The organism is Hymenobacter pini, assembly GCF_020421205.1.
In the GTDB taxonomy this organism is placed as follows: domain Bacteria; phylum Bacteroidota; class Bacteroidia; order Cytophagales; family Hymenobacteraceae; genus Hymenobacter; species Hymenobacter pini.
In genome coordinates, this window is sequence record NZ_JAIZZH010000002.1 from 73,474 (window position 1) to 94,791 (window position 21,318).

19 protein-coding genes and 1 pseudogene are annotated in these 21,318 nt (G+C 54.0%); 8 read left to right on the forward strand and 12 right to left on the reverse strand.

The window, feature by feature from the left end; all coding sequences use genetic code 11:
* Positions 1–20 precede the first annotated feature (20 nt).
* From LF252_RS06655 to LF252_RS06680, 6 genes are all read right to left on the reverse strand, one after another.
* Positions 21–2,042 (reverse strand): primase C-terminal domain-containing protein, encoded by a 2,022-nt coding sequence (locus tag LF252_RS06655; RefSeq protein WP_226268795.1) that lies wholly within the window; start codon positions 2,040–2,042, stop codon positions 21–23.
* Between the two features lie 32 nt (positions 2,043–2,074).
* Positions 2,075–3,016: a DUF4373 domain-containing protein gene (locus LF252_RS06660; protein ID WP_226268796.1), complete on the reverse strand. Its 942-nt coding sequence runs from the start codon at positions 3,014–3,016 to the stop codon at positions 2,075–2,077.
* Positions 3,017–3,028: 12 nt separating this feature from the next.
* A complete protein-coding gene (locus tag LF252_RS06665) occupies positions 3,029–3,466 on the reverse strand; it encodes a hypothetical protein (protein ID WP_226268797.1) in 438 nt (145 codons plus the stop codon).
* 9 nt (positions 3,467–3,475) lie between these two features.
* A complete protein-coding gene (locus LF252_RS06670; RefSeq protein WP_226268798.1) occupies positions 3,476–4,342 on the reverse strand; it encodes a hypothetical protein in 867 nt (288 codons plus the stop codon).
* An 87-nt stretch (positions 4,343–4,429) separates the two neighbouring features.
* Positions 4,430–4,762, reverse strand: coding sequence for a hypothetical protein (locus tag LF252_RS06675; protein ID WP_226268799.1), 333 nt, complete (start codon positions 4,760–4,762; stop codon positions 4,430–4,432).
* Positions 4,763–4,764: 2 nt separating this feature from the next.
* Complete coding sequence (locus LF252_RS06680) at positions 4,765–5,142, reverse strand: hypothetical protein (RefSeq protein ID WP_226268800.1); 378 nt, start codon at positions 5,140–5,142, stop codon at positions 4,765–4,767.
* A gap of 375 nt (positions 5,143–5,517) precedes the next feature.
* On the opposite strand from LF252_RS06680, the pseudogene LF252_RS23135 reads away from it, so the two are divergent.
* The 4 genes and pseudogenes from LF252_RS23135 to LF252_RS06700 all read left to right on the forward strand — a co-directional run.
* Positions 5,518–5,697: pseudogene (locus tag LF252_RS23135) on the forward strand (helix-turn-helix domain-containing protein); the annotation flags it as partial.
* Positions 5,698–5,730: 33 nt separating this feature from the next.
* Entirely contained in the window at positions 5,731–6,243 is a 513-nt protein-coding gene (locus LF252_RS06690) for a S24 family peptidase (RefSeq protein WP_226269685.1), read from the forward strand.
* Between the two features lie 37 nt (positions 6,244–6,280).
* Positions 6,281–7,417 (forward strand): DUF262 domain-containing protein, encoded by a 1,137-nt coding sequence (locus tag LF252_RS06695; RefSeq protein WP_226268801.1) that lies wholly within the window; start codon positions 6,281–6,283, stop codon positions 7,415–7,417.
* Between the two features lie 2 nt (positions 7,418–7,419).
* Positions 7,420–8,142, forward strand: coding sequence for a HEPN domain-containing protein (locus LF252_RS06700; protein WP_226268802.1), 723 nt, complete (start codon positions 7,420–7,422; stop codon positions 8,140–8,142).
* On the opposite strand, the gene LF252_RS06705 is transcribed toward LF252_RS06700, so the two are convergent.
* A complete protein-coding gene (locus LF252_RS06705; protein WP_226268803.1) occupies positions 8,131–9,564 on the reverse strand; it encodes a DNA methyltransferase family protein in 1,434 nt (477 codons plus the stop codon). The two genes, LF252_RS06700 and LF252_RS06705, sit on opposite strands and share 12 nt — an antisense overlap.
* A 378-nt stretch (positions 9,565–9,942) precedes the next feature.
* On the opposite strand from LF252_RS06705, the gene LF252_RS06710 reads away from it, so the two are divergent.
* A complete protein-coding gene (locus LF252_RS06710; protein WP_226268804.1) occupies positions 9,943–10,884 on the forward strand; it encodes a hypothetical protein in 942 nt (313 codons plus the stop codon).
* A 49-nt stretch (positions 10,885–10,933) separates the two neighbouring features.
* Here the strand turns inward: LF252_RS06710 and LF252_RS06715 are convergent, their stop codons facing one another.
* From LF252_RS06715 to LF252_RS06725, 3 genes are all read right to left on the reverse strand, one after another.
* Positions 10,934–11,440: a hypothetical protein gene (locus tag LF252_RS06715; protein ID WP_226268805.1), complete on the reverse strand. Its 507-nt coding sequence runs from the start codon at positions 11,438–11,440 to the stop codon at positions 10,934–10,936.
* A gap of 34 nt (positions 11,441–11,474) precedes the next feature.
* The gene (locus LF252_RS06720; RefSeq protein ID WP_226268806.1) at positions 11,475–12,017 is read right to left on the reverse strand and encodes an SH3 domain-containing protein; all 543 of its coding nucleotides are present in this window, start codon (positions 12,015–12,017) and stop codon (positions 11,475–11,477) included.
* Between the two features lie 286 nt (positions 12,018–12,303).
* Positions 12,304–14,970: an eCIS core domain-containing protein gene (locus tag LF252_RS06725; protein ID WP_226268807.1), complete on the reverse strand. Its 2,667-nt coding sequence runs from the start codon at positions 14,968–14,970 to the stop codon at positions 12,304–12,306.
* A 273-nt stretch (positions 14,971–15,243) separates the two neighbouring features.
* Between LF252_RS06725 and LF252_RS06730 the strand changes: the two genes are divergently transcribed.
* Complete coding sequence (locus LF252_RS06730; protein WP_226268808.1) at positions 15,244–16,668, forward strand: T9SS type A sorting domain-containing protein; 1,425 nt, start codon at positions 15,244–15,246, stop codon at positions 16,666–16,668.
* A 99-nt stretch (positions 16,669–16,767) separates the two neighbouring features.
* Here LF252_RS06730 and LF252_RS06735 read toward each other — a convergent pair whose 3' ends face one another.
* Together LF252_RS06735 and LF252_RS06740 are read right to left on the reverse strand one after the other, a co-directional pair.
* Complete coding sequence (locus LF252_RS06735) at positions 16,768–17,529, reverse strand: hypothetical protein (protein ID WP_226268809.1); 762 nt, start codon at positions 17,527–17,529, stop codon at positions 16,768–16,770.
* Positions 17,530–17,622: 93 nt separating this feature from the next.
* A complete protein-coding gene (locus tag LF252_RS06740; protein WP_226268810.1) occupies positions 17,623–18,093 on the reverse strand; it encodes a hypothetical protein in 471 nt (156 codons plus the stop codon).
* A 207-nt stretch (positions 18,094–18,300) separates the two neighbouring features.
* On the opposite strand from LF252_RS06740, the gene LF252_RS06745 reads away from it, so the two are divergent.
* Together LF252_RS06745 and LF252_RS06750 are read left to right on the forward strand one after the other, a co-directional pair.
* Positions 18,301–19,689, forward strand: a complete 1,389-nt coding sequence (locus LF252_RS06745; protein WP_226268811.1) for a tyrosine-type recombinase/integrase — start codon at positions 18,301–18,303, stop codon at positions 19,687–19,689.
* 814 nt (positions 19,690–20,503) lie between these two features.
* Positions 20,504–20,824, forward strand: coding sequence for a hypothetical protein (locus LF252_RS06750; RefSeq protein WP_226268812.1), 321 nt, complete (start codon positions 20,504–20,506; stop codon positions 20,822–20,824).
* The last annotated feature ends 494 nt before the right edge of the window (positions 20,825–21,318 follow it).

A 21,318-nucleotide genomic window follows, 5' to 3' on the forward strand; every position in this document is an offset into this window, starting at 1 on the left:
CGTAGGGCGTATCGGGTTGATTAGAAGGGGTCGTCGTCTTTGGCGGCTTGGCGGGCTTTCTTGGCGTATTCCCGCACGAAAGCGTCATGGTCTGGGTAGTTGAGCAGCGGGGCCGGCGAGGGGGAAAAGAGCTTGCGCAGGCCGTCGAACTCCAGCAATTGGTTGAGCATCTTGCCCGATCCCCGCTTGTTGTAGTACTTCACGTGGGCCAGGTGGGAGCAGTAGTGGATGTTGTCCGGGGTACTGCGGGCCACGTCGATGATGTTGGCAAAGCAGATCGAGAAGTCGGAGTTGTCCAGGATCTTCTCCGAGCCCCGCACGAACGGTCTAGCGTCGCGGGTATGGGCGGCGCAGGCTTTAGTGGTGTGGCAGATAAGCAGGATGAAGAGGTTGTAGCGCTTGGCCAGCTCCTTCAATTCCAGCGTGGCCCGGCTGTAGCGTTCCGTCTCCTCTCCCTTCCCTCCCATGGCACTTAGCCCGTCGATGGCCAGCCCGTCCAGCGAGCCGTAGAGGGCGATGGTGCGCTGAATGTCCCGCTCGTAGTCCTGCACGGTTTTCCCGCCGTTGCTAGTCAAAATGAGCTGGTCGGCGACGGTTTGGGAACCCTGGCGCAGCAGCTCCCGGGTTTGGTCCTTGTTATCCCGGGCGTAGCGCTGCAACACCTTACTGGCGGGCACACCATCTTCGGCGTCGAAGTACATGTCCAGAAAGCGGTTGACGGTTTCGGGCTTGCCCATCTCCATGGAGGAGTACAGGAACCGGTTGCCGTAGCCGAGCACGTTCTGGGCAATGACGTTCTGCAGGAAGTAGCTCTTACGGGTACCGCCCGAGCCGATGAGCACGCAGAGCTTGCCCTTCAGGCTCATTTCCTGGTCGGCGTCGATGTCCGGTAGCAGGCAGGTCATCGGTGAAGGAGCCTGGGTGTAATAGTCCAGCCACTCCTCCGTCCAGTCCGACCAGATTTCTACCTTGTCGCCGCTGGCGGCTTCGGGAGTCAGCACGGTCGCCCCGGACTGGCCCTTGGTGCGCTGGGTGCGGGTAAAGGCCGATTTGACGATTTGCCGTACTTCCGCGTCGGGTAGCGGGGCGTGGCTGGAGTGGTTGATGCCGGCAATGAGCTGCAGCACGTGGCTTTCGTAGAGCTCGGAGTGGTCGAACAGGTGGCAGGCCTGGCGGAACAGGTCGTTGTTGCGGTTGCCAGGCTGGGGCGGGGCGAAAAAGTCCCGGTCGATGGCCGTACCCTTCCCGCTCTGCGTGCCGTGGGCCTTGGTGAAGGCGGCCGCGTCGAAGGTGCGGGCATACTCCCACAGCTGGGCCAGCTCCGGTACGGGCGTTTGTCCCGTCAGACGGCACTCGGGCCGGTAGTCGGGCCGGGGCTGCTCGGCCAGGGTGAGCAATTCCTCCAGCGGCAGGGAAAGCAGTTCCTGGCTGGTCAGGCCGATTTTGTAGCGCCCGCTCTTGGCGTTGCGGGAGTTGATGACCCGGAACAGCCGGTTGGGGGTGTAGATGCCGAAGTCGACGTCGGCGAAGTTGCCCTCCCGGTTTTTCTTGCGGGTGGCGTGCTGGGTCTGCATGTCCGAGAGGCTCAGGCCGTGGCACTCGGCCACGAGGCGGGCTACCAGGATCTGCACGAACTCGGGCAGGCGGGGCGAGGGCTCGAAGCCCCCGAACAGGCTTTGGTGCAGGCCGATGTGAAAGCCCTTGCTGCCAGAAAAGCTCAGGTAGAGCTGCTTGGGCGAGAGCTGAAACCGGGAATACAGGCGCTTCACCAGGTCCCGGGCCGACTCCAGGCTACCGGCCAAATCGCCGTCCCGGTCCAGGTCGAAGTACAGGAACTCGGCGAAGTAGCTGCCGGCAAAGCCCGCGACGGTGCTCTTGCCGGTCTGCGGGTCCCGGTGGACCTCCAGATGCTCGAAAATGGTGTTGTCGAAGCCGAACAGGCTCAGGTAAAATTCCTCGTCGGTGGGCAGTAGCTCGATCTGGTGCTTGGGCTGGACGAGGCCGCGGTTGGTCAGGGAGCCGCGGACGATTTCGTAGTTCACGGGTTGGGGCGGTTAGGCGGTGGAGAGATGGGCTAGGCCGCGACGGTGTGGCGCTGCTGGCGGCGGCGCAGCCAGCTCTGGGCCGTCAGGTTGGCCGAATCGTACTCGGTGAGCAGCTTGGGCCGGTTTTGCATGTCCAGCAGCACGCTGGTGACCGGCCCGGCCCCGTGCTTGCCGATCAGGGCCACGAGCTGGCCGGGGGTCAAGGGCTCCTTCATCCGGAATAGCTTGCTCAGGGGGTTGTCCTGCTCCCAGGCCAGAAACTTCTCCCAGATCGTGCGCTCGGCATCGGTGAGCACGGCCACCTGGTCCGGCCAGCGCTCGGCGAGGGGCAGTTCGGCGGGGTGTTTGTCCCGTTTACCCGGGGTGGCCGGGGTGGAGGTCGGTTCAGCGGCCGGCGGTGGGGTGGTTTCTCCCTCCAGGGGCAACTCAACTTCAGCCCCCTCACCCACTCGCTCGGCGGCGAGAGCCGGCGTAGAGGGAGAGAGTGTAACTCTCTTCCCTTTACTTTCCTTTTTGAATACGGTAGTATTCTTTCCTTTTCCTTTTCCCCCGTTTTCCAGAGGTTTTCCAGCGGAAAACTCCGGGCTATCCTCCACATCGTCCTCTGCTTTGCGGGAACGGTCTTTTTCACGCAGGCCGGCTACCCGTTTGCGGCGCTTTTGCACCCCGTTGGAGGTCAATACCTGCCGCTCCGTGAAGGCTGTTTTATCGAAAAGTCCGATGGCAAACATGGTTTCGAGGAGTTGTTGCAGCGTTTCCACCGACATATCCAGTTGTTTTCCGAGAGTTTTCCAGCGGAAAACCACGGACATATCCAGCTCCCCGGCTTCGGTCTGGTAGATGTGCTGCAGCAGCTTGATGTAGGCGGCGAAACCGATCAGGCCGTGCTCGGCCTCCAGCATCTCTACTTTGTCGTCGAGCTGGCAATCCAGGGGGAAGTATTCCAATCCGACTTTCTTCGGGCGGGCCATGGCAGGGAGAGGTTAAGCGCGTTGGATGAATGGCTGGGGCTGGCCCACGTCGTAGCCTTCCGACAGTAAGCCGCTTAGACGTCGGCCCGGCTGCAGGAAGGTGACGGGCGGCGTGAGCAGGGAGCCCTGCGGGTAGGTGTGCGAGAGGCCCACCCACCCCTGCCGCCAGAGCTGGGTAAACGCCTCCCGCACGGCCCATTCGGGTTCGCCCGTGTTGTAGGCCGTCAGCGCGTCGTCGCGCAGCACGGGCGTGGCCAGCGGAAACGGGGGGCTGGTGCGGGCGTGCAGTTCCAGCAGCACCAGCTTCAGGCGGGCGGGTAGCACCTCGGCGGGCAAGCCCAAAATCAGGGCCTGCCCCCGGTTGTATTCGGCCCAGGCGGCGGGCAGCACCGCCACGCGGGGGCGCAGGGCCAGGCGGCAGCGGTTGTAGAGGTAGCGAAGCGAGTGCATGGCAGAGACTTAAGCGGCCAGGGCCAGCTCCTGGGGTTGAGTAATAGCCTGCTGGCGCAGAGCCAGGGCGGCTTGCCGCTTGGCTTTGCGGGCCGCTTTCTTTTCCTGGTACTGCCGGTCACTTTCCAGAATCTGGGCCCAGGGCCGCGCGGGAAATGCCTTGGTCGGCAGCTGCAGGCCGGTGAAGGAGTGGTAGTGCAGGAAGCGGTACAGACGCCAATCAGGGGCGCCCAGGCGCAGGGCCCACTGGTCCCGATGCCCGGCCGGGCAGGGGTCGGCGTCGTGCTCGACAATCAGGATGTCCCCCTGCTTGGTTTGCTCTACCCGAATCAAGCGGAAGAGGGTACCGCCACCACTAGCGAGGGGCACGCCGAACTCCAGGCGGTAGACGCTGCCGGGCACCAGTTCCTCCCCGGGCAGTACTTCCTCCATCACGAAGGACACGCCGTTCAGGAAGCGGGGGGCCATGCTGTTGGCAACCCAGTGGTTCACGTCCGACAGCGTCCCGTGGCAGATCCACTTGTCGGAGTCGGGGCGCACGGCCTGCACTTCCGGCTCCAGCCAGTAGCCCGGCTCCTGCTGGGTAAAGCCGTGTAGGGTGGCGGGCAGCGAGTCCAGGAAGGCCGTGGGCAGCAGGGCCCGCACGCACTGCGCGATTTCAGCCTGCAGCGTGGTCATCTTGGCGGCGCGGGCGGCCTGTTCGGTTAAGAGCTCGACGACTTCCCCCAGGTGCTGGGGCTTGGCGCGCAGCCCGGCCAGCAGATCGGGGCGTTGCTGCAAGAGGGCCAGGGCCTCGGGCCGGCCAGCAAAGGCAGCGAAGAGTTCGGCGTCGGATAAAACCGAGGGTAAGTCGATGGTAGTGTGCGCGTTTTTCATGATCTTTGGCGTGAAGAATTTAAGGTTTGTTGTGAAGGCGGGCGGCTGTAGGAAGCCGTCCGCTTTTTTTTGTGGGGTTGGTACTCCTTAGGCGGCTTCGGGCAGCTCGCCCAGAAAGGCCCGGACCTGCCGCTCCGTGACGCGGTAGCCCTTTTTCTCCCCGACCAGGGAGTAGCCGATTTTGCCTTCCGTGATGAGCGTGCGGGCCGTTTTCTCGCTGATGTCCAGCCGGTCGGTCAGCAGGCCGTTCCAGGGCCGCGACGGATCGGGCTCCCCTCCCACCCGGTACACCACGCTCATGGCCTTCTCGAAGCCTTCCGTGCGGGCCAGTTGCTGGGCGTGGGCCACCAGCACGGCCTGTTCCAGATCAGGGTTGGACACTTGCAGCGTACCGCCCCCGGCGAGTGGGATGCTGAGCATGGCTAGGCGGCGAGTTTCAAGAGCAGCGGTGTAGTTTCGGTAGCCGCTACCGTCGGCGTGTCGCCGAACAAATCCCGCACGGCCTGCTCCGAGACGATGTACTTGTTGCCGACGCGCAGGTGGCGCAGCCCGCCCTGGCTCGGGCAGACCTGCAGCAGCTCGTAGGCTTTGGTTTTGCCGCAGCCCAGCCGGGCGGTGAGCCGGTCGTCGTAGCCCAGGCCGGCCGTGCGTTTCGGGCTCAGCAGGTAGCGGCGGTTGAGGACTTCCGCCTCGGCCTGGGCGGTGGCTTGCAGGCGTGCCAGCGTTTCCCACGGCGAGGCTGCCGGGGTGCCGCCGGCGGAGGCGGTCATGAAGGGTTGGGGTTGTGTGGGGAAAGACATAGTGCGGGAAGGTTGAAACGTGAATTTTTATGAATTATGGAACAAAACGTGAAATTCAAGGCAAAAAAATTTAGGCGGCTACTGGGTGCTTAGCACGCTCTGTAAGCCACATTGCAACAACCTCGTTGAGAGAAGGTCGGCGTCCTAAAAGCTTCCTCAGACGCTCCTGCTCATCTTTCATGGCTTCTTTCGTCGCAGCGTCTACTTCTCCCCGAACGGGGTGTAGCTTTAGTTCTTCTGTGTCTTTCATGGCGGTAAAGCGTGAATTGATATGGCAAACATACGTGATAAAACGGAACAAAAAAGGATATGTTGTGAAATATTTTCACAACCTGTTCCAAACCGTGTTGATTTGTTCCATAAATCACGAATTCGATGGCAAATTCACGCGCTTTGAGGCTCGCACGGCTGAGAGAGTCGGTAGATATGACTCTTGAAGAAGTAGGCAAGTCTATTGACAAAAGCAGACAGACCGTTCACCGATACGAAACAGATGATACTGCTCGAATCAGGCGCACCGTCTTGGAGAAACTTGCCGAGGTGTATAAGACTACACCAGATTATATAGAAACTGGTAAACAGCCAGCTATGGCGGTAGTGCCCGACGAGCACCCATTGGGCCCCCTCATGTCGGATAAGAGCAACGCACGATTCGCCTCTCACTTCTCCAAGAAGGAACTGAAGTACTACCGCCGCCTGGAGTTCAGTGCCCGCGCCACGTTCGCCGAGTCCTTTGCCGGAGACTACGACTATTCGGACCTGCCCCTATTCCCGGTGGTACACAACGAGGGCGACCCGGAGGAAGGACTGGTAGTAGATATTGCGGGCGACTCGATGGAGCCCCAGCTGCGGGCCGGAATGAAGGTGCTGGTCGAGGAGTTATCCGACGTTGATAAATGGAAGGAAGCCCGGCCGGGTGTTTACATCGTCATCTTCAAGCACCACTTCGTCATCAAGCGCATCAAGCATAATACCCTGGCCTCAACCGGTAAGGTGTTGCTTGAGTCAGATAACCCAGAAGGTGGTGTGGAGGAAGTCATTATTGATGACATCCATGGCATGTGGCGGGTGATTCGTGGTGTAGACGTACCAATCCGTTAGTTATAAAAAAATAACAAGTAAAATCCAGCACTACATCATGGCAAAGACCAAAAAAGATCAGGTAGCAGTCAAGAAAAACACAACTACTTCTCATCTAGCCGACATATTATTTCCAATTCGTAAAGAGGATGTAGATGTCAATGACATACCTCTTGAAGAAAGAAAAGTCCATACAGAAACATATGATTTTTCTATTCATACTATTCACAGGTATCTGTTAGATGAAAGTATGGTTGTTCCCAATTTTCAAAGGGAATACGTATGGTCAAGAAACCAAGCATCCAGGCTTATAGAGTCTCTCATTATTCAATGCCCTATACCTGTTATTTATTTATCACAAACATCGGATGAGCAACTATTGGTTATAGATGGCAACCAAAGGCTCAGTAGTATTAAACTTTTCTTAGAGGACGAATTTGCATTATCGGGCCTAACAACTTACCCAGATTTAGAAGGGTTCAAATTCTCCGAACTAGATCCAAGGTTCCAGAGACACATTACTAACAGAACATTAAGGTGTATTACTTTACTAAAAGAAACACATCCACAAATCAAATTTGATGTATTTGAGCGTTTGAATACTGGAGCTATTCAGCTATTACCTCAAGAACTAAGGCACGGCATTTATTATGGCCCTCTCATTCAGCTAACGTCAAGATTGGCTGAAAATGAACTATTTCAACATTTAACTAAAACAAAGGACAACAAAAGAATGAAAGGCGATGAATTAGTATTGAGATTTATCGCCTTTTATAAAGAATATGAAATTTACAAGCTCCCGTTAATAGGATTTATAAACAGATTTACAGAAGAAAACAGGAACATAGACAATATTCAACAAAAAACACTGTCTAATATTTTTGAAAAATCACTAAAGATTTTAAACACGTTCTTTGGCGATAAGACATTTAAAATTTTAGGTGACAAGACAAAGTCACCTTCATTTAACACAGCCTTGTTTGATGCAGAAATGATATCAATAGCAAGGATCAATCCAAATATGTCACTTGTAAATCAAGTAGACAAGGCAGAGTTAACCAGAGATGTAATAGAGTTGATGAACGATGAAAATTTTTACAGATTTATAAAAGCTTCAACTAGCAACGAGGCTGCAATAAAATATAGAATAACAGCAATGGAAAATATTTTTCGTAAGCATTTGAAAATGCAGTAAACATGAATTATTCTTCCAGCAAATCAAAATATTTTGCATTAAAGAAAATCAAAGAGTCGTACAAACAAGTAATAATCATCAATGAACTGCACAAATCAAGCTCTATTAATTATGATATTCAACAAATGACTTTTCAGTCAGCAATTATCATAGCATGTGCATCACTAGAACAATATATGGTATCATTTATAGACGACTGGTTTATTCAGCTAGAGCAAAACAAAGCTAAATTCAAGCATATACCATTATCACTAAAAACTTACTTCCTAATGCAACAGCAGATAAAAAGCATCAGAACGCTGATTGCGTATGGAGACGAAATGAAATACGTTTCTGAAACTATATTATCAAACGATTACTATATAGTTCATAATCCAAACAAATCGATAAAGAGCGTATCCGTATTCCGCAATTTCAAGCTATATGAAAACAAAAGCTTTCCAAGTGACAGAAATATTAAAAAAATATTTACAATACTTGGACAACCCAAAATATTTGAAGAACTAAGATCAATAAGCAATATTTCTTTCTTGTACCTACTTACATCATTCCTAGATGTAAGAAATGCAATTGCTCATAGACAAGCTCCAGATTTAACAATCAGCGACATGGAAAAGCATTTTAGGAATATAAGAAGATTAATCAGATACATAGACATGTATTTATTTACACACATATGCCAAATATCAGAATCTCGATTTTGGCCGAGTGCTTTAAGCAACTAAGTTTAAATTTTCATGTAGTGCATTTACATTATCTAACTCCTTCAACTTCCCCAACTGCTCAGCAAGTTTTCTTATATCTAACCGTTGTAGCAACCCACTGGTAATAGGCCTTTTAGCATCCCAATAAATAAAGGAACTGAAGAAGCTAATTGATATCTCAGAATTCAACATATCTGCAATTAGATTGGCTTCTGCTTCACTGTTACAACTTAGAAAGTACGTTGTATCATCAAGAACAACACCTTTTCCCTCAAATGGACCAATAACTTTGAATTTAAAACGCTTATAAAGACCTGATATTGCTACTTTCCAGGAAGAGAAAGAATATAGGCCTACACCGAATACAGAAAATCTAGGACGCTTTTTATATATCATACTTTTTCTACTATCTAATCTTTCGCCATGGGCTACTAAGTACGCCCACGTTTTTGGCGCAATGTCTTTAATCACGTCTGTACCCTCTCCGGTGGTCTGTTGAGGTACTAACATTCTTCTGGTGGGAATGAGTATGTTCTCATTGTTCACCTCTGAAGATTTGAACATAGGCCATAAGTAGGTATTCTCAAGATTAACTTCTTCGTTTAGACCATTGATATATGATATTGCTCCGGAATTATCCTGTACCTTCAACTCCATAACAGAGGTACAGTCATGCTTAATACCTGAACGCCATTTATAACTACATTTTCCTTCACTCTGAAGATGGCTCCAATGATCATAATTCTCAGTATTAGTAACCAGTTTCCCATCTTTATACGCTAAAGAGGTAGCTGGTTCAACACTATAGAGAGAATCGAAAACTTGGCATTCTGCGGTAGGAGAAATGTCAGATGCAAAGGTTCTACAAACCATCAAACATGCATTCACATTTGCCTTAAAATGTTCAGAGGCATTAATATGGTAGATAGAAGCATTGTGAATGTTGAGCCCATTTTTCCAACCATATACTAAGCCTTTGTGGGCAACTGCCGTCTTAACTAATATAGCCAACGTTGCGTCACGAGAACTCATCCATCTAAGCATATCCAACAGCATCCACTCCGATATATCAAAGTTGCTCCGACCAGTAAGCGCATCTAACCCTGAGAAATTCTGAAAATTTACCCTAACAGGTTTGTTGCCGCTGCCTAAAACAGATAATTCGGAATTAGTTACCCAAGGTGGATTACCCAATACCAACAAGGGGCTACTTAATGAATCTGCAACTCCTTCCCAATCACAAGTGAAGTAGTTCTGTTGCTTTACTTGAAACTTGTCCTTGTCTGTTCTTTCTTCAATTATGGCTTGTAGCGTTGCTATATGTATAGGAGACAGCTCTGCACCAATGAGAGTTTGTGCTTCAGGAAATTCATCTGCTGCAGCAACCAATAGGTTTCCAACACCACAAGTCGGTTCGAGTATAGAAACTGGAGGAACAGGCATATACCTACGCACCAGCTTGCACACTTGACTAGCTAGTGATACAGGGGTTTGAAAGTCACCGAACTGGGATTTGTCCTTAGTTTTCGCCATTAGAGCATGCTCAACCCGACCTTGCTGTACATTCATTGCACCTTTTCAAGGCTCGCTGCCTATTGGTGCACTGTGGTTATCTAGCTTAGGTCTAATAGGTGTATTATCTTGCAAGGTACGGCTCATATGCTGTTTTATTCTGCTTCTGCATTTGCGAAGAGCTAGTTATGTTTCTAGGTGCGTAAGGATCAGTCAGTAAAAAAACGTAGCTGCTTCGAAGCAATTTTTATAGTACTCTTCCTTACTTCATAAGTCTCCTCATCTTCCCCTAACTCAGTAAAATGATTAATGAATCATAAGAGCGAGACGCCCGTTTCTAAGCCGGAACGGTTCGTCGCTCCCGTCGTACTAAAGCTCAACCTCGGCCAACTGGGCGCGGCGGCCGTTCCCTACTTGATATTGGCGTCGCTCTGCTACGTTTCAGGTTACTGGTCGAACGTAGGCATTGACGTTTTCAATTACTATCAGGTCCAAGACGTGCTTAAGAGCTTGGCCAACCCGCTGCTCAGCTTCATCGGCCTGACGTTCTATCCGCTACTGACCATCGCCTCCGTACTCGGCACTTGGCAGAAGAAGGCTACGCCTCCTACCAAGCTCAGCTGGATCACGTTCGAAGACGGCGAAAAATGGTACGAACGGGCCATCATGCACGTACTGACCGCCTTGATGGTGGTAGCAATAGTCGGACTAGTGCTAGGCCTTGTCGTGGGCTTCGTCGCATTGGTTTCCCTTCTGCTATTCCCAGTGGAAAACCTGGCCCCTTTTACGGTAACGTATTTGCGGACTCTCGACTGGCTCGACTTGCTGCGCCTACCCGTGTTGATTTTCTTTGGGCCGTGGCTTGCAGCCCTACTTTTGAGAGACTACGTACGCAAATCCACGACCGAATTCGGCTCCCTGATCGGCTCCGTCGTGATACCGCTTATCCTAGCCTACCACTTCGGCCGTATGGAATCCTACAAGGCCCTGTCCGGCTTGGAGTTTCGTTACGTGGAGACGCCGAAGGGAGCCCTCAAATACATGGGCAAGGTGGGCGACTTCTATTTCTTCTCCGAGGACGGCGGCTACGTACCGTACCGCAAGCGGGAATACGACGGATTGGTGAACGACCAGTACGTGCGTACCATCCGCATCGTATCGTCGGATAGTCTGAAACAGCTAAGGCTGTTGCATTACACCAGTGCCAGGAAAGCCAGTCTGCCGCCAGATAGCTTCAGAAAGCGTTTATAAACAAAAAGCCCCTCCACACCGGAGGGGCTTTTCCGTGTGTAACTATATGTTATGCTTCGTATATGGTGTCGAAGCCTTTTTCTGTTAAAGTCATAACATTCATATGAGAGGTCCCTTCCTCAATTAACCCATCTTCTATGAGGCTCTGAACTGCTTCTTCGAATACATCTACCTCTCGAGGGGAAAGCATAGGCCCAAGAACGAAGTTCAACCACCGTTGGTCTAGTCCATGGCCTGCCTTAGAACGTTGTTTGGCAAATCCTTCTAAAATCAACTGCTTCACCCTTTTAATTGAGACTTCATTGTCAAGGGGAAAAATTTTCTCGTAACCAGCCTCGGTAAGCACTATACATTTTCCTCCCATACGGTTATCTTCAGTAACCAGTCCCTGCTCAATTAAACTAGCTATTGCAGGTTCTACCAACTCTTGTTGCTTAGGATTTAATGTAGGCATATAGTTGTATTGGATCCAACGATATGTAACTGGGTGATTTGGCTTGGACTTTAAGCGCTTGAACTCATCAAGCAGCGATTTTTCAATATCCTCTTGTGTCATGATTTAGATTAGTAAAAGGGTGAGAATTTAGTTTCTATTCAGCTAGATATGCCCGTACCACATATCCTTCCCGGTCACCGAGTAGCGCACTAGCAGCCGACACCCGCGCCCACTTCTCATCCACCAGTTCCAGCACGGTTACGATGTCGCCCTGCTCGAGCACCCGCAATACCTGCGCATCTGCCGACGGGGCTTCCCGCAGGTTGAGCGTCGTAGCGGCCACATAGTAGGAGACGCTTTCAACCAGTACCGTTTTCGGCCGGGACGGCGCAGTGCTGCGAGACGAACCGCCCCCGGAATAGCTGCGCGAGGAACTACTGCGCGTGCGGGCTGGGGCCCGATACGTGCGCACCGGAGCCGAGTAGCTGGCACATACCCCGCAGGTACCACCGCCCCCGGCACAGTGCCCGCAGGCGCTACAGTTGCGGCAGGCTGAGCAGTACGCGTTGCCGGAGCAGCGGCCTAGAACAGATGCTAAGGTCTTGACGGGACGAGTAGCGGGTTTGCGCGAAGTGGGGCCGTCGTGACTCCCGGAAAACAGGCCGGCCCCCAGGGCCAGCAAGAGGATAGATTTCATGAATAGGTACACTACAAGCGAGGAAATAGCACCTCGCCTGGGGTAAATTTCTACTAGTTTTTGCCGAGATGCTATCCGTACTGGCACGGATATTTACAGGCCCAACAAGCAAAAAGCCCCTCCACACCGGAGGGGCTTTTCTGTTACCATAGTGTGAATGCGAATAGCCCCACACACTTTGTCATTCCTAGCGAGAGTGGAAAGTATGCACTAAGAGTCGATATGGATGCGCAAGCCGCGTTTCATAGGCAAGGGCGCTTCACTTCTATTTGCTCTTTGGTAGACGTTAGCCTGTCACGGCTTCATACACTTCCGCGTACAAGTCGTCGTCGTTCAGCAGCTCCTTGATAATCGCCAGACCGTCCGTATTGAGTTGCCCTCTTAACAGATCGAGTTGGCCGTCTTCCTGCAGGCCACGCAACGCTAGATGCAGATCTTCCTCATCTCTTTCTTCAATGGCTGTGAAAACAGGGAAGGCAGACCGCAGGGCGAGGAGTGTTTCGTCTGCTTGAACCGCGGATTTGCGCCTTACCCGTCGTGGCAGGTCGACGGCCTTTTTGGTGGTCGCCTTCTTTTTGGTGGTTGCCTGCTTCTTTGGGGGAACTTTGTTTTTCAGATACCCGGTAAACAGCCGGAAAGCATGATCCGGCGCCGGCTTGCGCCAGGCGGAAACTTCTGCTTCCGTCAGATATAGTTTCTCTGTCTGGATGTCTAGCTCTTCTCCATCTTCCGATGCCAGCACGGTGCGCTCATACTGCTCTTCACGCAACTTGGCTTTTGACTTAATGAATCTATTATCCGTACTGTCTGTATCAAACCGGGCTTCTCGAATGCCTCGTACCTCCTCTTCATCGGCCCCAGGCGGATACATGGGGGGGAAGGTATTGGGAGCATTCTCCTCTGGTAAGAACAGGTCGGTATAGTAGATGAGCATGTCCGCCTTCTGGCCCTTATGGGCTTTCTTCCTTGCTTCGTTGAGAATAGGCGTTTCTTGTTCCTCCCGCTTGTATGGCTTGCTGTCATCAGACTCGTCCATCCGGTGGTGATGGAACTGATACCCTTCAGGATGAGCGTTGGGGTTGTTCGTGGCGAAGGTAGTTCGTGGCGTTGCCAAGGTTTTTTCGTCATCATCCTCGTACTCGCCACGAATCAACTGATTGAAGGTTTTGGTATCGGCATTTTCCATGTAGAAATCGCCAATGGCAAAAACAGCGTCGTATTTATTGGTTTTTCTGGCCGCCTCAAGCGCTTTCAGGATAGTTTGGTTTTGCTGCTTCATCGGCGCGCCCTTTGAGCTACCCGTTGGGTTTGTATGCACGTTGATCACAGCAAGCTTTCGCTCTTTCGGGGTGCCCGCGAGATACGTCAAGTTGGTAATGATTGGGTCCCGCGCCTGGTAGTTCTTGGAGCCTTTCTTCTTCACTTCCCCAAACGGTAATATGTCAGTCGGGTCAACTTCTTCCAGCGATGCGTCTTCTAGGCCTTCTCTCGTATCATACCTATACATTTCATCACTCGGGCTGATTACCGCAGAATTGATGATAATTGCATTTTTTTCACTGAATGTACCCGCCTTCCATGTTGGTTGCTCAATTACTTGGTACTGAGAGGCCACTTTCAGCTTTATACTCTTATCCCTCTCCTTTTGTAGCTGGTCGAGACCAGTCACAAAAATACCCTCGTCGTTTTCATGGGCGACAGAAAAAAGCTGGCGATTGAATTCCGCCTTGAACTCGGCAAACCCCTGTATTTCCTGTATGACCAGTATGTCGGGATTATTGGTGCTCAGTAGGTACACAATCTCCCGCATCCGTAAGTCGTTTTTCTTCACGGACATAACCTTACCCATTCCTCCTTTCGTCAACCTATCCGGCTCCGACTTTGCAGAACTTTTCCCCCCCGAGTAATGATCAAGATTTAGCGTTGCTAACCTGAGAGGGTCTCTGTCACTCCATTTATCGTTAACTCCCATCCTAGGCGTGACTCCCTCCGCCTCGTCCAGCATACGACTAAACTCGTCTTCTTCTTTCTCGGCTGCTTCGTGTTCCATCCGGACATCCTCATCCGACTCCGAATATTCTTCATCTTCCTCGTCTTCCTGCTCGATTTTCCTTTTTTTGGCTTTTGGCTTCCCCAATTCTTCATCAGAGGATGATTGTGATTCTTCCTCACTTTCCAGGTCTTGAGCATCTACTTCATTGAGAGGCAGCTCGTACTCATCGTCCATTTTCAGCACGGTAAAGTCATCCAGATACCGCTTGACGGCAGTGCGCTTTTTTGCCGTCTTCGGTTCGGTCTGTTGTCTACCCTTTTTGCGTTTTCGTTTATTCGGGCCACTTCCCTTCTTGATGTCAATGTACAGGTTACCCACCGGGGAGTAGCCCTTATTCCATTTCTTCAATAAGCTGTCCCGATGGCGCTTAGGGTTGGAAGTATTTTGGATATAGCCCAAGACGTCTTGTTTAGTGGCGCTGATTCCAAGTTTTTTCTCCTCAATATATTGCCTGGCGTCCGCCGCTTTCATCTGTATCGTAGGCTGCACCCGGCCCTGTTTCTGCTGCACCACGTGCCAAGCTTCATGCGGCAGGTGCTGTTCCTGCCCCGGGGCGAGGTGAATATCCGTTCCCTGAGCGTAGGCGTGGGCCTGCAGCTGGGCGGGTTTGCTGGAGTTATAGTGCACCCGCACATCGTCCAGGGAATGGCCAGACAAGTTCTCCACACCCGCTTTCAGTGCATCCGGCAGCCCCGTCCGATTAGCGGCCGGCAGGCGGCTTACTAGCGCCCCCTGCTCCTGCTGGCGAGGGCTTGCGTCGATGGCCTGCTGCTGCCGCTGCTGGTCGGCCAGCCGGGGGCTGGCATCCAAGGCCATCTGCACAGGTGAGGTGGAGCCAGCACTACTCTTAGGCTCGGCTGCATTTATTTCCTCGGTGGCACGCGCGGGAGAGTAGCTCATACAGTAAATAGAGGCACGCTGGATAACGACGGAATGAGCGGTAGCGGCTACTTCGCCCAACCGTAAATCTGTACCGGTTTGCACTGCTATCCTATCCGTACTGGTACGGATATTTACAGATACGGCAGCCAGGCCCTTTCAGCGCGGAAGGGCCTTGTTGTTTCCACCAAAAACGTGGCAAATATGGATTACTCAACGGCGTGCACCGTGGAGAAGCAACCCATCCGGCACCGGTGTATCTTTATCCCCCTTTACTTCCCTCCCCCTTTGCCTATGGCCTTTTCTACTTCTTTCAAGCTGGCTGCTTTCGTTGGCCTGTTCTCCTCCACCGCGGCGCTGGCCCAGACCCCAGCGCCTACCCGCCATTTCTATTTCGGCAACCTGCACGCCCACTCCGCCTACTCCGACGGCAACCAGGATGCCGGCTCCTCCGGCGCTTCCACCCCCCTGCAGGACTTTATCTATGCCGATGCGAGCCTGCACTCGGACTTTTTGGGCATTGCCGAGCACAACCACGCCACGGCCGGCATGAGCCTACCCAACTACGCCAAGGGCCTGCAGCAGGCCGAGCAGGCCACCAACGCCCAGTTCGTGGCCCTCTATGGCATGGAGTGGGGCGTCATCTCCGGCGGAGGGCACTTGCTCGTGTACGGGGTCAACCAGCTGCTGGGCTGGGAGTCGGGCAACTACGACGTGTACGTGCCCAAGAATGACTACCAGTCACTCTTTAAGCAGATCAACAAACGCCCCGGCGCGTTTGCTACCCTGGCCCACCCCTCCAGCGGGGACTACAACAACCTGGTGGGCGGCGCCTTCAACCCCCGGGCCGACTCGGCCGTGGTCGGCACGATCATGCGCTCAGGTCCGGCCAGCTCGACTAACACGACCTACTCCAACGTGTCGACCAGCAGCTACGAGAGCACCTACACGGCCCTGCTCAGTAAGGGCTACCACGTGGGCATCAGCTACGACCACGACAACCACAACACGACCTTCAACCGCACTACCCCGGGCCGCCTGGTAATCGTCGCGCCGGCCCTTACGCGCCCGGACCTGCTCACGGCCCTGCGCCAGCGCAGCTTTTACGCCTCCGACGACTGGAACGCGGAGGTGACCTTCTCCTTGAACCAGCAGCCGATGGGCAGCATCTTCTCCGGCGCTACGTCTCCGGCCGTGACGCTCTCCATCAACGACCTGGACGGGGAGGCCATCCGCTCCATCACCTTGATGAAGGGCACGCCCGGCAGCGGGCAGCTGGCCCAGAGCGTGGCCACCGTGTCGGGCCCGACGGCTCTGAGCTTTTCCGACGCTTCGCTGGCAGTAGGCAGCACGGCTTACTACTACGCCGTCATTATCGAGCAGGACGGGGACCGGATCGTGACCTCCCCCATTTGGTATACCCGCACCACGGCTACGCCGACGCTGCAGGCTCGGCCGGAACTGGCACTGGAGCTGTTCCCCAACCCGGCCTCGCAGTCGGCTACGCTCTCGTACTTCCTGCCGACAACCTCCCAGGTAACGGCCGACGTGCTGGACATGACGGGGCGCACCGTGGCCGTACTGGCCGCTGAGCAGCAACAACCGGCCGGCCCGCATACGCTGCCGGTACCGACGCATGACCTGCCTGCCGGCGTGTACCTGGTACGGCTGCACTACGATGGCAGCACCAGCGTGCAACGCCTGCTCGTACAGCCTTAACCAAGTAGTAGTGTAATCGCAAAAAAGCCCCGTCTTTCATCAGACGGGGCTTTTTTTGTGGATATGTTTACGTCAGGCCGTTACCGTACCACGTGCGGCCTAGCCTTGGATTCCATCGTTGTTGATGAAAAAGTTGTTCGTCTGCGGATCGTAGCGCACGGAAAACAGTACGCCGCGGTCGGTGGTCGTCATCAGAAACGGCATGGGCGCGGACTTGATAGCCCCCGAGCCCAGCTCAGAGTCGAACAGCACCCCGACCGTGGCCTGATAGGTCGCCGAGTTACCGGCTGCCGGCTCCGGCACGGTAAAGCTGGCCGTAAACTGCCCCAGCTTATTGGTGCCCGGCATTTCGCCGGCGGGCGCTCCGGGTCCTTCCAGCTTGAACAGGGCTTCCTTGATGGCAATGCCCGATTGCGCTGTTACGATCATGTTTACCAGGTTGGTACCCTGGCTCCCGCCGGGCTGCCCGCCTCCACCGGAAGGAGTCGCCGGGGCGACGCTGACCTTGGCGACGGCGGGCTCCTTCCGGTAGCCCGTGTTCGTAATGGCGCCGAGCTCCGTTTCGACGGTATAGTCGCCGGGTTCGTTGAGCGTGAACGTGAACCAGCTCTTATCAATTTTGGCCACCTCCTGGCCGTTGCGGCGGAAGTAGACCGGCCCGCCCAGGTTTATCCCGGCCCCCCCATGGTTTTTCTGGACGCTGATCACCAGCGGCGCTTTGCCGGCCTGGGGAGTAACGGTAAAGCTCCAACTCCACGGGGGCAGTGCTTCCAGCCGCTGAATGACTTGCCGCATGGAAATGGGATAGCCTTTATTTACGACCATGCCGCCGATGTTTCGCAGGCTGGTCGTAGGTCCCATCGGCTGCAAGGTCGTAGAATCCAACTGGACAAATTGCCGAAGTTGTCGTAGCGTATTCATTGTCGTATCCGGATAAGGATGATGGGCCAGATACTACTGCAGCACGCCGATTTTCTTCTCCAATTCCGCTACCTGGTTTTGCAAGGCCTGGATGGTATCCAGCAGATTCACCTTGACCACCTTGAGCACGGGTGCCGAGAAGCCCCCATTGGGCATGGGCTTCCCGGGCTTCACCACGACGGTGTATTCTACGGTAAACGATTCGGCCGTCGCTGCGCCTGCTTGAAGCGTTTTCGTTTTCAACTCGTCAACGGTGAGGGTTTTTGCTTTCACCCCGTCGATTGCCAGCGTTTTGTCCGCAACGGTCAGGACGTCGCCGAGCCCTTCCTTCCACAAACGTACTTTGTTCGTGTTGGCGTAGAGCACGAAGCGTTTGCTGGCATCGCTCCGGTCGCGGAACGAGAAACCGGCCACGGGGCCCGTGCTGGAAATTTCGTTGTCCATGGCGACGACGTTGCCGCGGAGCTCAAGGGATTCCCCGTTCAAAATGATGTCTGCTTCCATAACTGTGTAGAGTTGGTTGTGTGAATGAGTTCGACTGCGGCGAATGTATACAGCAATTATCACGACCCACACCCAATCACATGATTATGTGATAGTTGGAAAATTTATACTTAACCTGGATACTTGGAATGTTTCGGTAGTATCCAGATCGTATAACTACTCCGATTAGCAATTTACTACCTTCATTGTCCAACCTGATGTAAGACAATGCCCATCCGCTTCTACATACACACGTATACCCGCGCCGACGGCCGTTCCCCCATTTACGCCGATATTCGCTGGGGCCGGGGCGACGCGGCCACCGAGGACCTTTCCCGTCTGCGCACCAGCACCGGGCAGAACTGCCTGCCCCAGCACTGGAAAGGCGAGCGGGTGAAATCCGCCCAGACCGGCTACCTGAAAATCAACAACAAGCTGGCCGAGTTCGAGCAGGCCGCCGGCAAACTCATCGATGATGCCGAGCGGGCAGGCATCGTTTTGTCCCCCGAGCAGCTACTCGCCCAACTCAAGCCCAAGCAAGCCGCCAAAGTCCGCGGGGCTACCACCGTCGACGCCGAGGCAGCCCCACCCGTTCGGACGCTGGCTGACGTGTACGCCGAATGGAAGCAGGCCTACCGCGTGCGCTTGGCCGCCAAAACGCTCAGTAACCCCCAAGGGCTCATCAACCGCCTCGCGGAGTGGCGCCCCGACCAGCCCGCCACGCCGCTGGAGTTCCAGCCCGACACGCACGGCCGCTGCAAAGTATTGGAAGACTTCTGCACCTGGCTGGTGGAGGAGGCGCGCCTGCCGGGCAAGAACGGCACCAAGCGCGACCGGGGCTTTTACAATAACACCATTTCCTCCTACCTCAAGCAGCTGCGCAAGCTGCTCAAGTTCGAGCGCCTGCCCTTTGACTGGATCGAGGACGAGTTCGGCGAGCAGATCGAGCGCGACCCGCTCACCTTTGAGGAGGTCATGCAGCTCTACCGCCACCAACCGCTGGAAGTCAAGGAAGGCAGCACCAATTTTCAGCCCCGCCGCCACGTGCTGGACGTATTCGTCTTCAACTGTCTGACTGGCCCACGCTACTCCGACCTGGCCCGGCTGAAACCCTCGGACGTGGTGCTGGAAACCTTTCACCGAGAGGACGGCAGCACGCACCAACTGCCCATCCTAGTGTACGACCAGCAGAAGATCAAGCGCGACAAGAAGAAAGTCCGGGTAGCGCTGGACCCGATTGCCTACGACATCTGGCAGCGCTACCAGGGCAAGCTGCCGGTACCGACCAACAAGCACATGGTGGCCACCATCAAAACCCTGTGCCGGGCGGCCGGCCTGAAGCGCAAGGTCACCCATGTGCGCGGCCGCGGCACCGAGCGCATCAGCCGGGAGGTAGAGCTCTGGCAGGTCGTGAGCTGCCACACGGCCCGCTACACCTTCGTCACCCTGCAGTTCGAAGGCGGGGCCGACATCGTCTTCATCCAGGACTCGGTCGGCCACGCCAACCTCAACACGACCCGCGGCTACCTGAAGACCAGAGCCAAAGAACGCCACACCTCTACCCTGGCGGCCTTTGACCGGTTGCGGGGAATACAGGGCACAGAAAAGGCACAGTGAATCTGTGCCCTTTTTCTGTGCCTCTTTTCAAGGAAATCGGCGCTAGTTTCCTCTTAAATGCCGGTTTTATGCTCCGCTAATTTACAGCGTTCACTGGCAGTACAAGTACGAGCCAGAATAGAGAAGTAAACTACGTATTTCGACTGGGGGCTCACAGCAGTCTAAATGCCTTGTAACTCAATGAGTTGCAAGGCATTTTCGCTTAGTATGCCCGCCAGTGTGTCCGTTTGATGAAAATAGAGCTCACTTCGCTCCTATTTGGTAATGGAAGCGCCCCCATTACCAGCATCTTCGGCTGGATTAAAAACAGGGTGTAGCTCATCAGACATTACTGTCCTTCTATCGTTTTCGAGGTGCAGATTGCAGGACTCAGTCAAATTTGCCTGTAACTCTGTCAGACTCCGGGCTGACTGTACATACTTCGTACTGAATGGCGTAAGCAGAATAGTTGGTGGCGGTCCGTTCCACGATGATTTCAATCTATTCCAACAGGCTATACCTTTTTAAAACTTGAGGCGCTCTATTCACGCTACAGACGGCTCCGGCAGGGTTCAGCTACGAGCCGGCTATTCTGCTATCTGGTAGACGATACACCCTAGGTCGCCGAACGGCAGTGCTACATGCAAGACCTGAACCACACCGTACTCAGCCTTTTCGTCGCGAAATTGGAATCGTCGAATATGGGTAGAAAACAACGGAATTAAGCGCTTTACGGACACAAACCAGATGTCACAGATAGCCTAAATTCGTCCTTGTTAACTGGTAGCTATGTGCATAATGTTGGGCATCCATTCACTATCCTACTGTAACCATCATGAGAACAGGTATTCGCGTCGCTTTACTAGCCCTGTTACTGGCTCCAGCCGTTGGCGCACAACAAGAAGTTGCTGCCTCCTCGACCACGCACAGTACAAAGCGTGCCCATCCGGAGTTCATTCGTGGCCGGGCTGATGCCACAGGTGCTGTGCAGGAATTGTATCAGGAGTGCGGAGGCTACACCGCCGAGTTTTACGCCCGGGTTGACGAGATTCGCCAGTTTTGCTACGAGTGTCGGCAGGAGGCAGTAAATCTGGGCATGTATGACGATGTCTTCTACTGGGACGGGCAGCTTAATGTCTGGAACCGGTACCAATAAACCGCTCAGCTTAGAAGCCCAAAAGGCCCCAGCATCGGCTGGGGCCTTTTGGGCATGATGATATGACTAGCCTGTTTCATTTTCCGGACTCCGGCCGCGTCTGAGCAACAGCCGCAGCATCCACCCTGCACCAAGCATTGTAAGAGCTTCCAATGAAGCTTCAACGGGCAGCGGGCAAGTAAGCTCCTCGATGCTTCCCGGACGCAGCTTAATTCTGAAAACGCCCCTCCGAAATAGAGGGGCGTTTTCAGAATTAAACGAAATAGATAAAAAGAACTTAACGCCGGAGAAAGCCTTTGGCTTCCCAGACCGCCACGTTCTGCGTGCGCACGAAGCGCGTTTCTATGTGCCCCCAGGCATCAACCTTGTACATGACCGTTTTGCCGGCCTCCCGCTCGTGCAATGCCTTTGTTTGCTCGGCATGCGAAAGAGTAGGCTTGACAATTTCCTCGGTGGCTCTGCGGGGGCGTTTACTAGCTGCTGACATATCCTGC

Bases quoted from the DNA above. Each gene is read 5' to 3' on its own strand.
- LF252_RS06660 (WP_226268796.1), bottom strand. From the start codon at position 3,016: ATGGCCCGCCCGAAGAAAGTCGGATTGGAATACTTCCCCCTGGATTGC.
- LF252_RS06665 (WP_226268797.1), bottom strand. From the start codon at position 3,466: ATGCACTCGCTTCGCTACCTCTACAACCGCTGCCGCCTGGCCCTGCGC.
- LF252_RS06670 (WP_226268798.1), bottom strand. From the start codon at position 4,342: ATGAAAAACGCGCACACTACCATCGACTTACCCTCGGTTTTATCCGAC.
- LF252_RS06675 (WP_226268799.1), bottom strand. From the start codon at position 4,762: ATGCTCAGCATCCCACTCGCCGGGGGCGGTACGCTGCAAGTGTCCAAC.
- LF252_RS06680 (WP_226268800.1), bottom strand. From the start codon at position 5,142: ATGTCTTTCCCCACACAACCCCAACCCTTCATGACCGCCTCCGCCGGC.
- LF252_RS06690 (WP_226269685.1), top strand. From the start codon at position 5,731: ATGGCGGTAGTGCCCGACGAGCACCCATTGGGCCCCCTCATGTCGGAT.
- LF252_RS06695 (WP_226268801.1), top strand. From the start codon at position 6,281: ATGGCAAAGACCAAAAAAGATCAGGTAGCAGTCAAGAAAAACACAACT.
- LF252_RS06700 (WP_226268802.1), top strand. From the start codon at position 7,420: ATGAATTATTCTTCCAGCAAATCAAAATATTTTGCATTAAAGAAAATC.
- LF252_RS06705 (WP_226268803.1), bottom strand. From the start codon at position 9,564: ATGCCTGTTCCTCCAGTTTCTATACTCGAACCGACTTGTGGTGTTGGA.
- LF252_RS06710 (WP_226268804.1), top strand. From the start codon at position 9,943: ATGAATCATAAGAGCGAGACGCCCGTTTCTAAGCCGGAACGGTTCGTC.
- LF252_RS06715 (WP_226268805.1), bottom strand. From the start codon at position 11,440: ATGACACAAGAGGATATTGAAAAATCGCTGCTTGATGAGTTCAAGCGC.
- LF252_RS06720 (WP_226268806.1), bottom strand. From the start codon at position 12,017: ATGAAATCTATCCTCTTGCTGGCCCTGGGGGCCGGCCTGTTTTCCGGG.
- LF252_RS06725 (WP_226268807.1), bottom strand. From the start codon at position 14,970: ATGAGCTACTCTCCCGCGCGTGCCACCGAGGAAATAAATGCAGCCGAG.
- LF252_RS06730 (WP_226268808.1), top strand. From the start codon at position 15,244: ATGGCCTTTTCTACTTCTTTCAAGCTGGCTGCTTTCGTTGGCCTGTTC.
- LF252_RS06735 (WP_226268809.1), bottom strand. From the start codon at position 17,529: ATGGGACCTACGACCAGCCTGCGAAACATCGGCGGCATGGTCGTAAAT.
- LF252_RS06740 (WP_226268810.1), bottom strand. From the start codon at position 18,093: ATGGAAGCAGACATCATTTTGAACGGGGAATCCCTTGAGCTCCGCGGC.
- LF252_RS06745 (WP_226268811.1), top strand. From the start codon at position 18,301: ATGCCCATCCGCTTCTACATACACACGTATACCCGCGCCGACGGCCGT.
- LF252_RS06750 (WP_226268812.1), top strand. From the start codon at position 20,504: ATGAGAACAGGTATTCGCGTCGCTTTACTAGCCCTGTTACTGGCTCCA.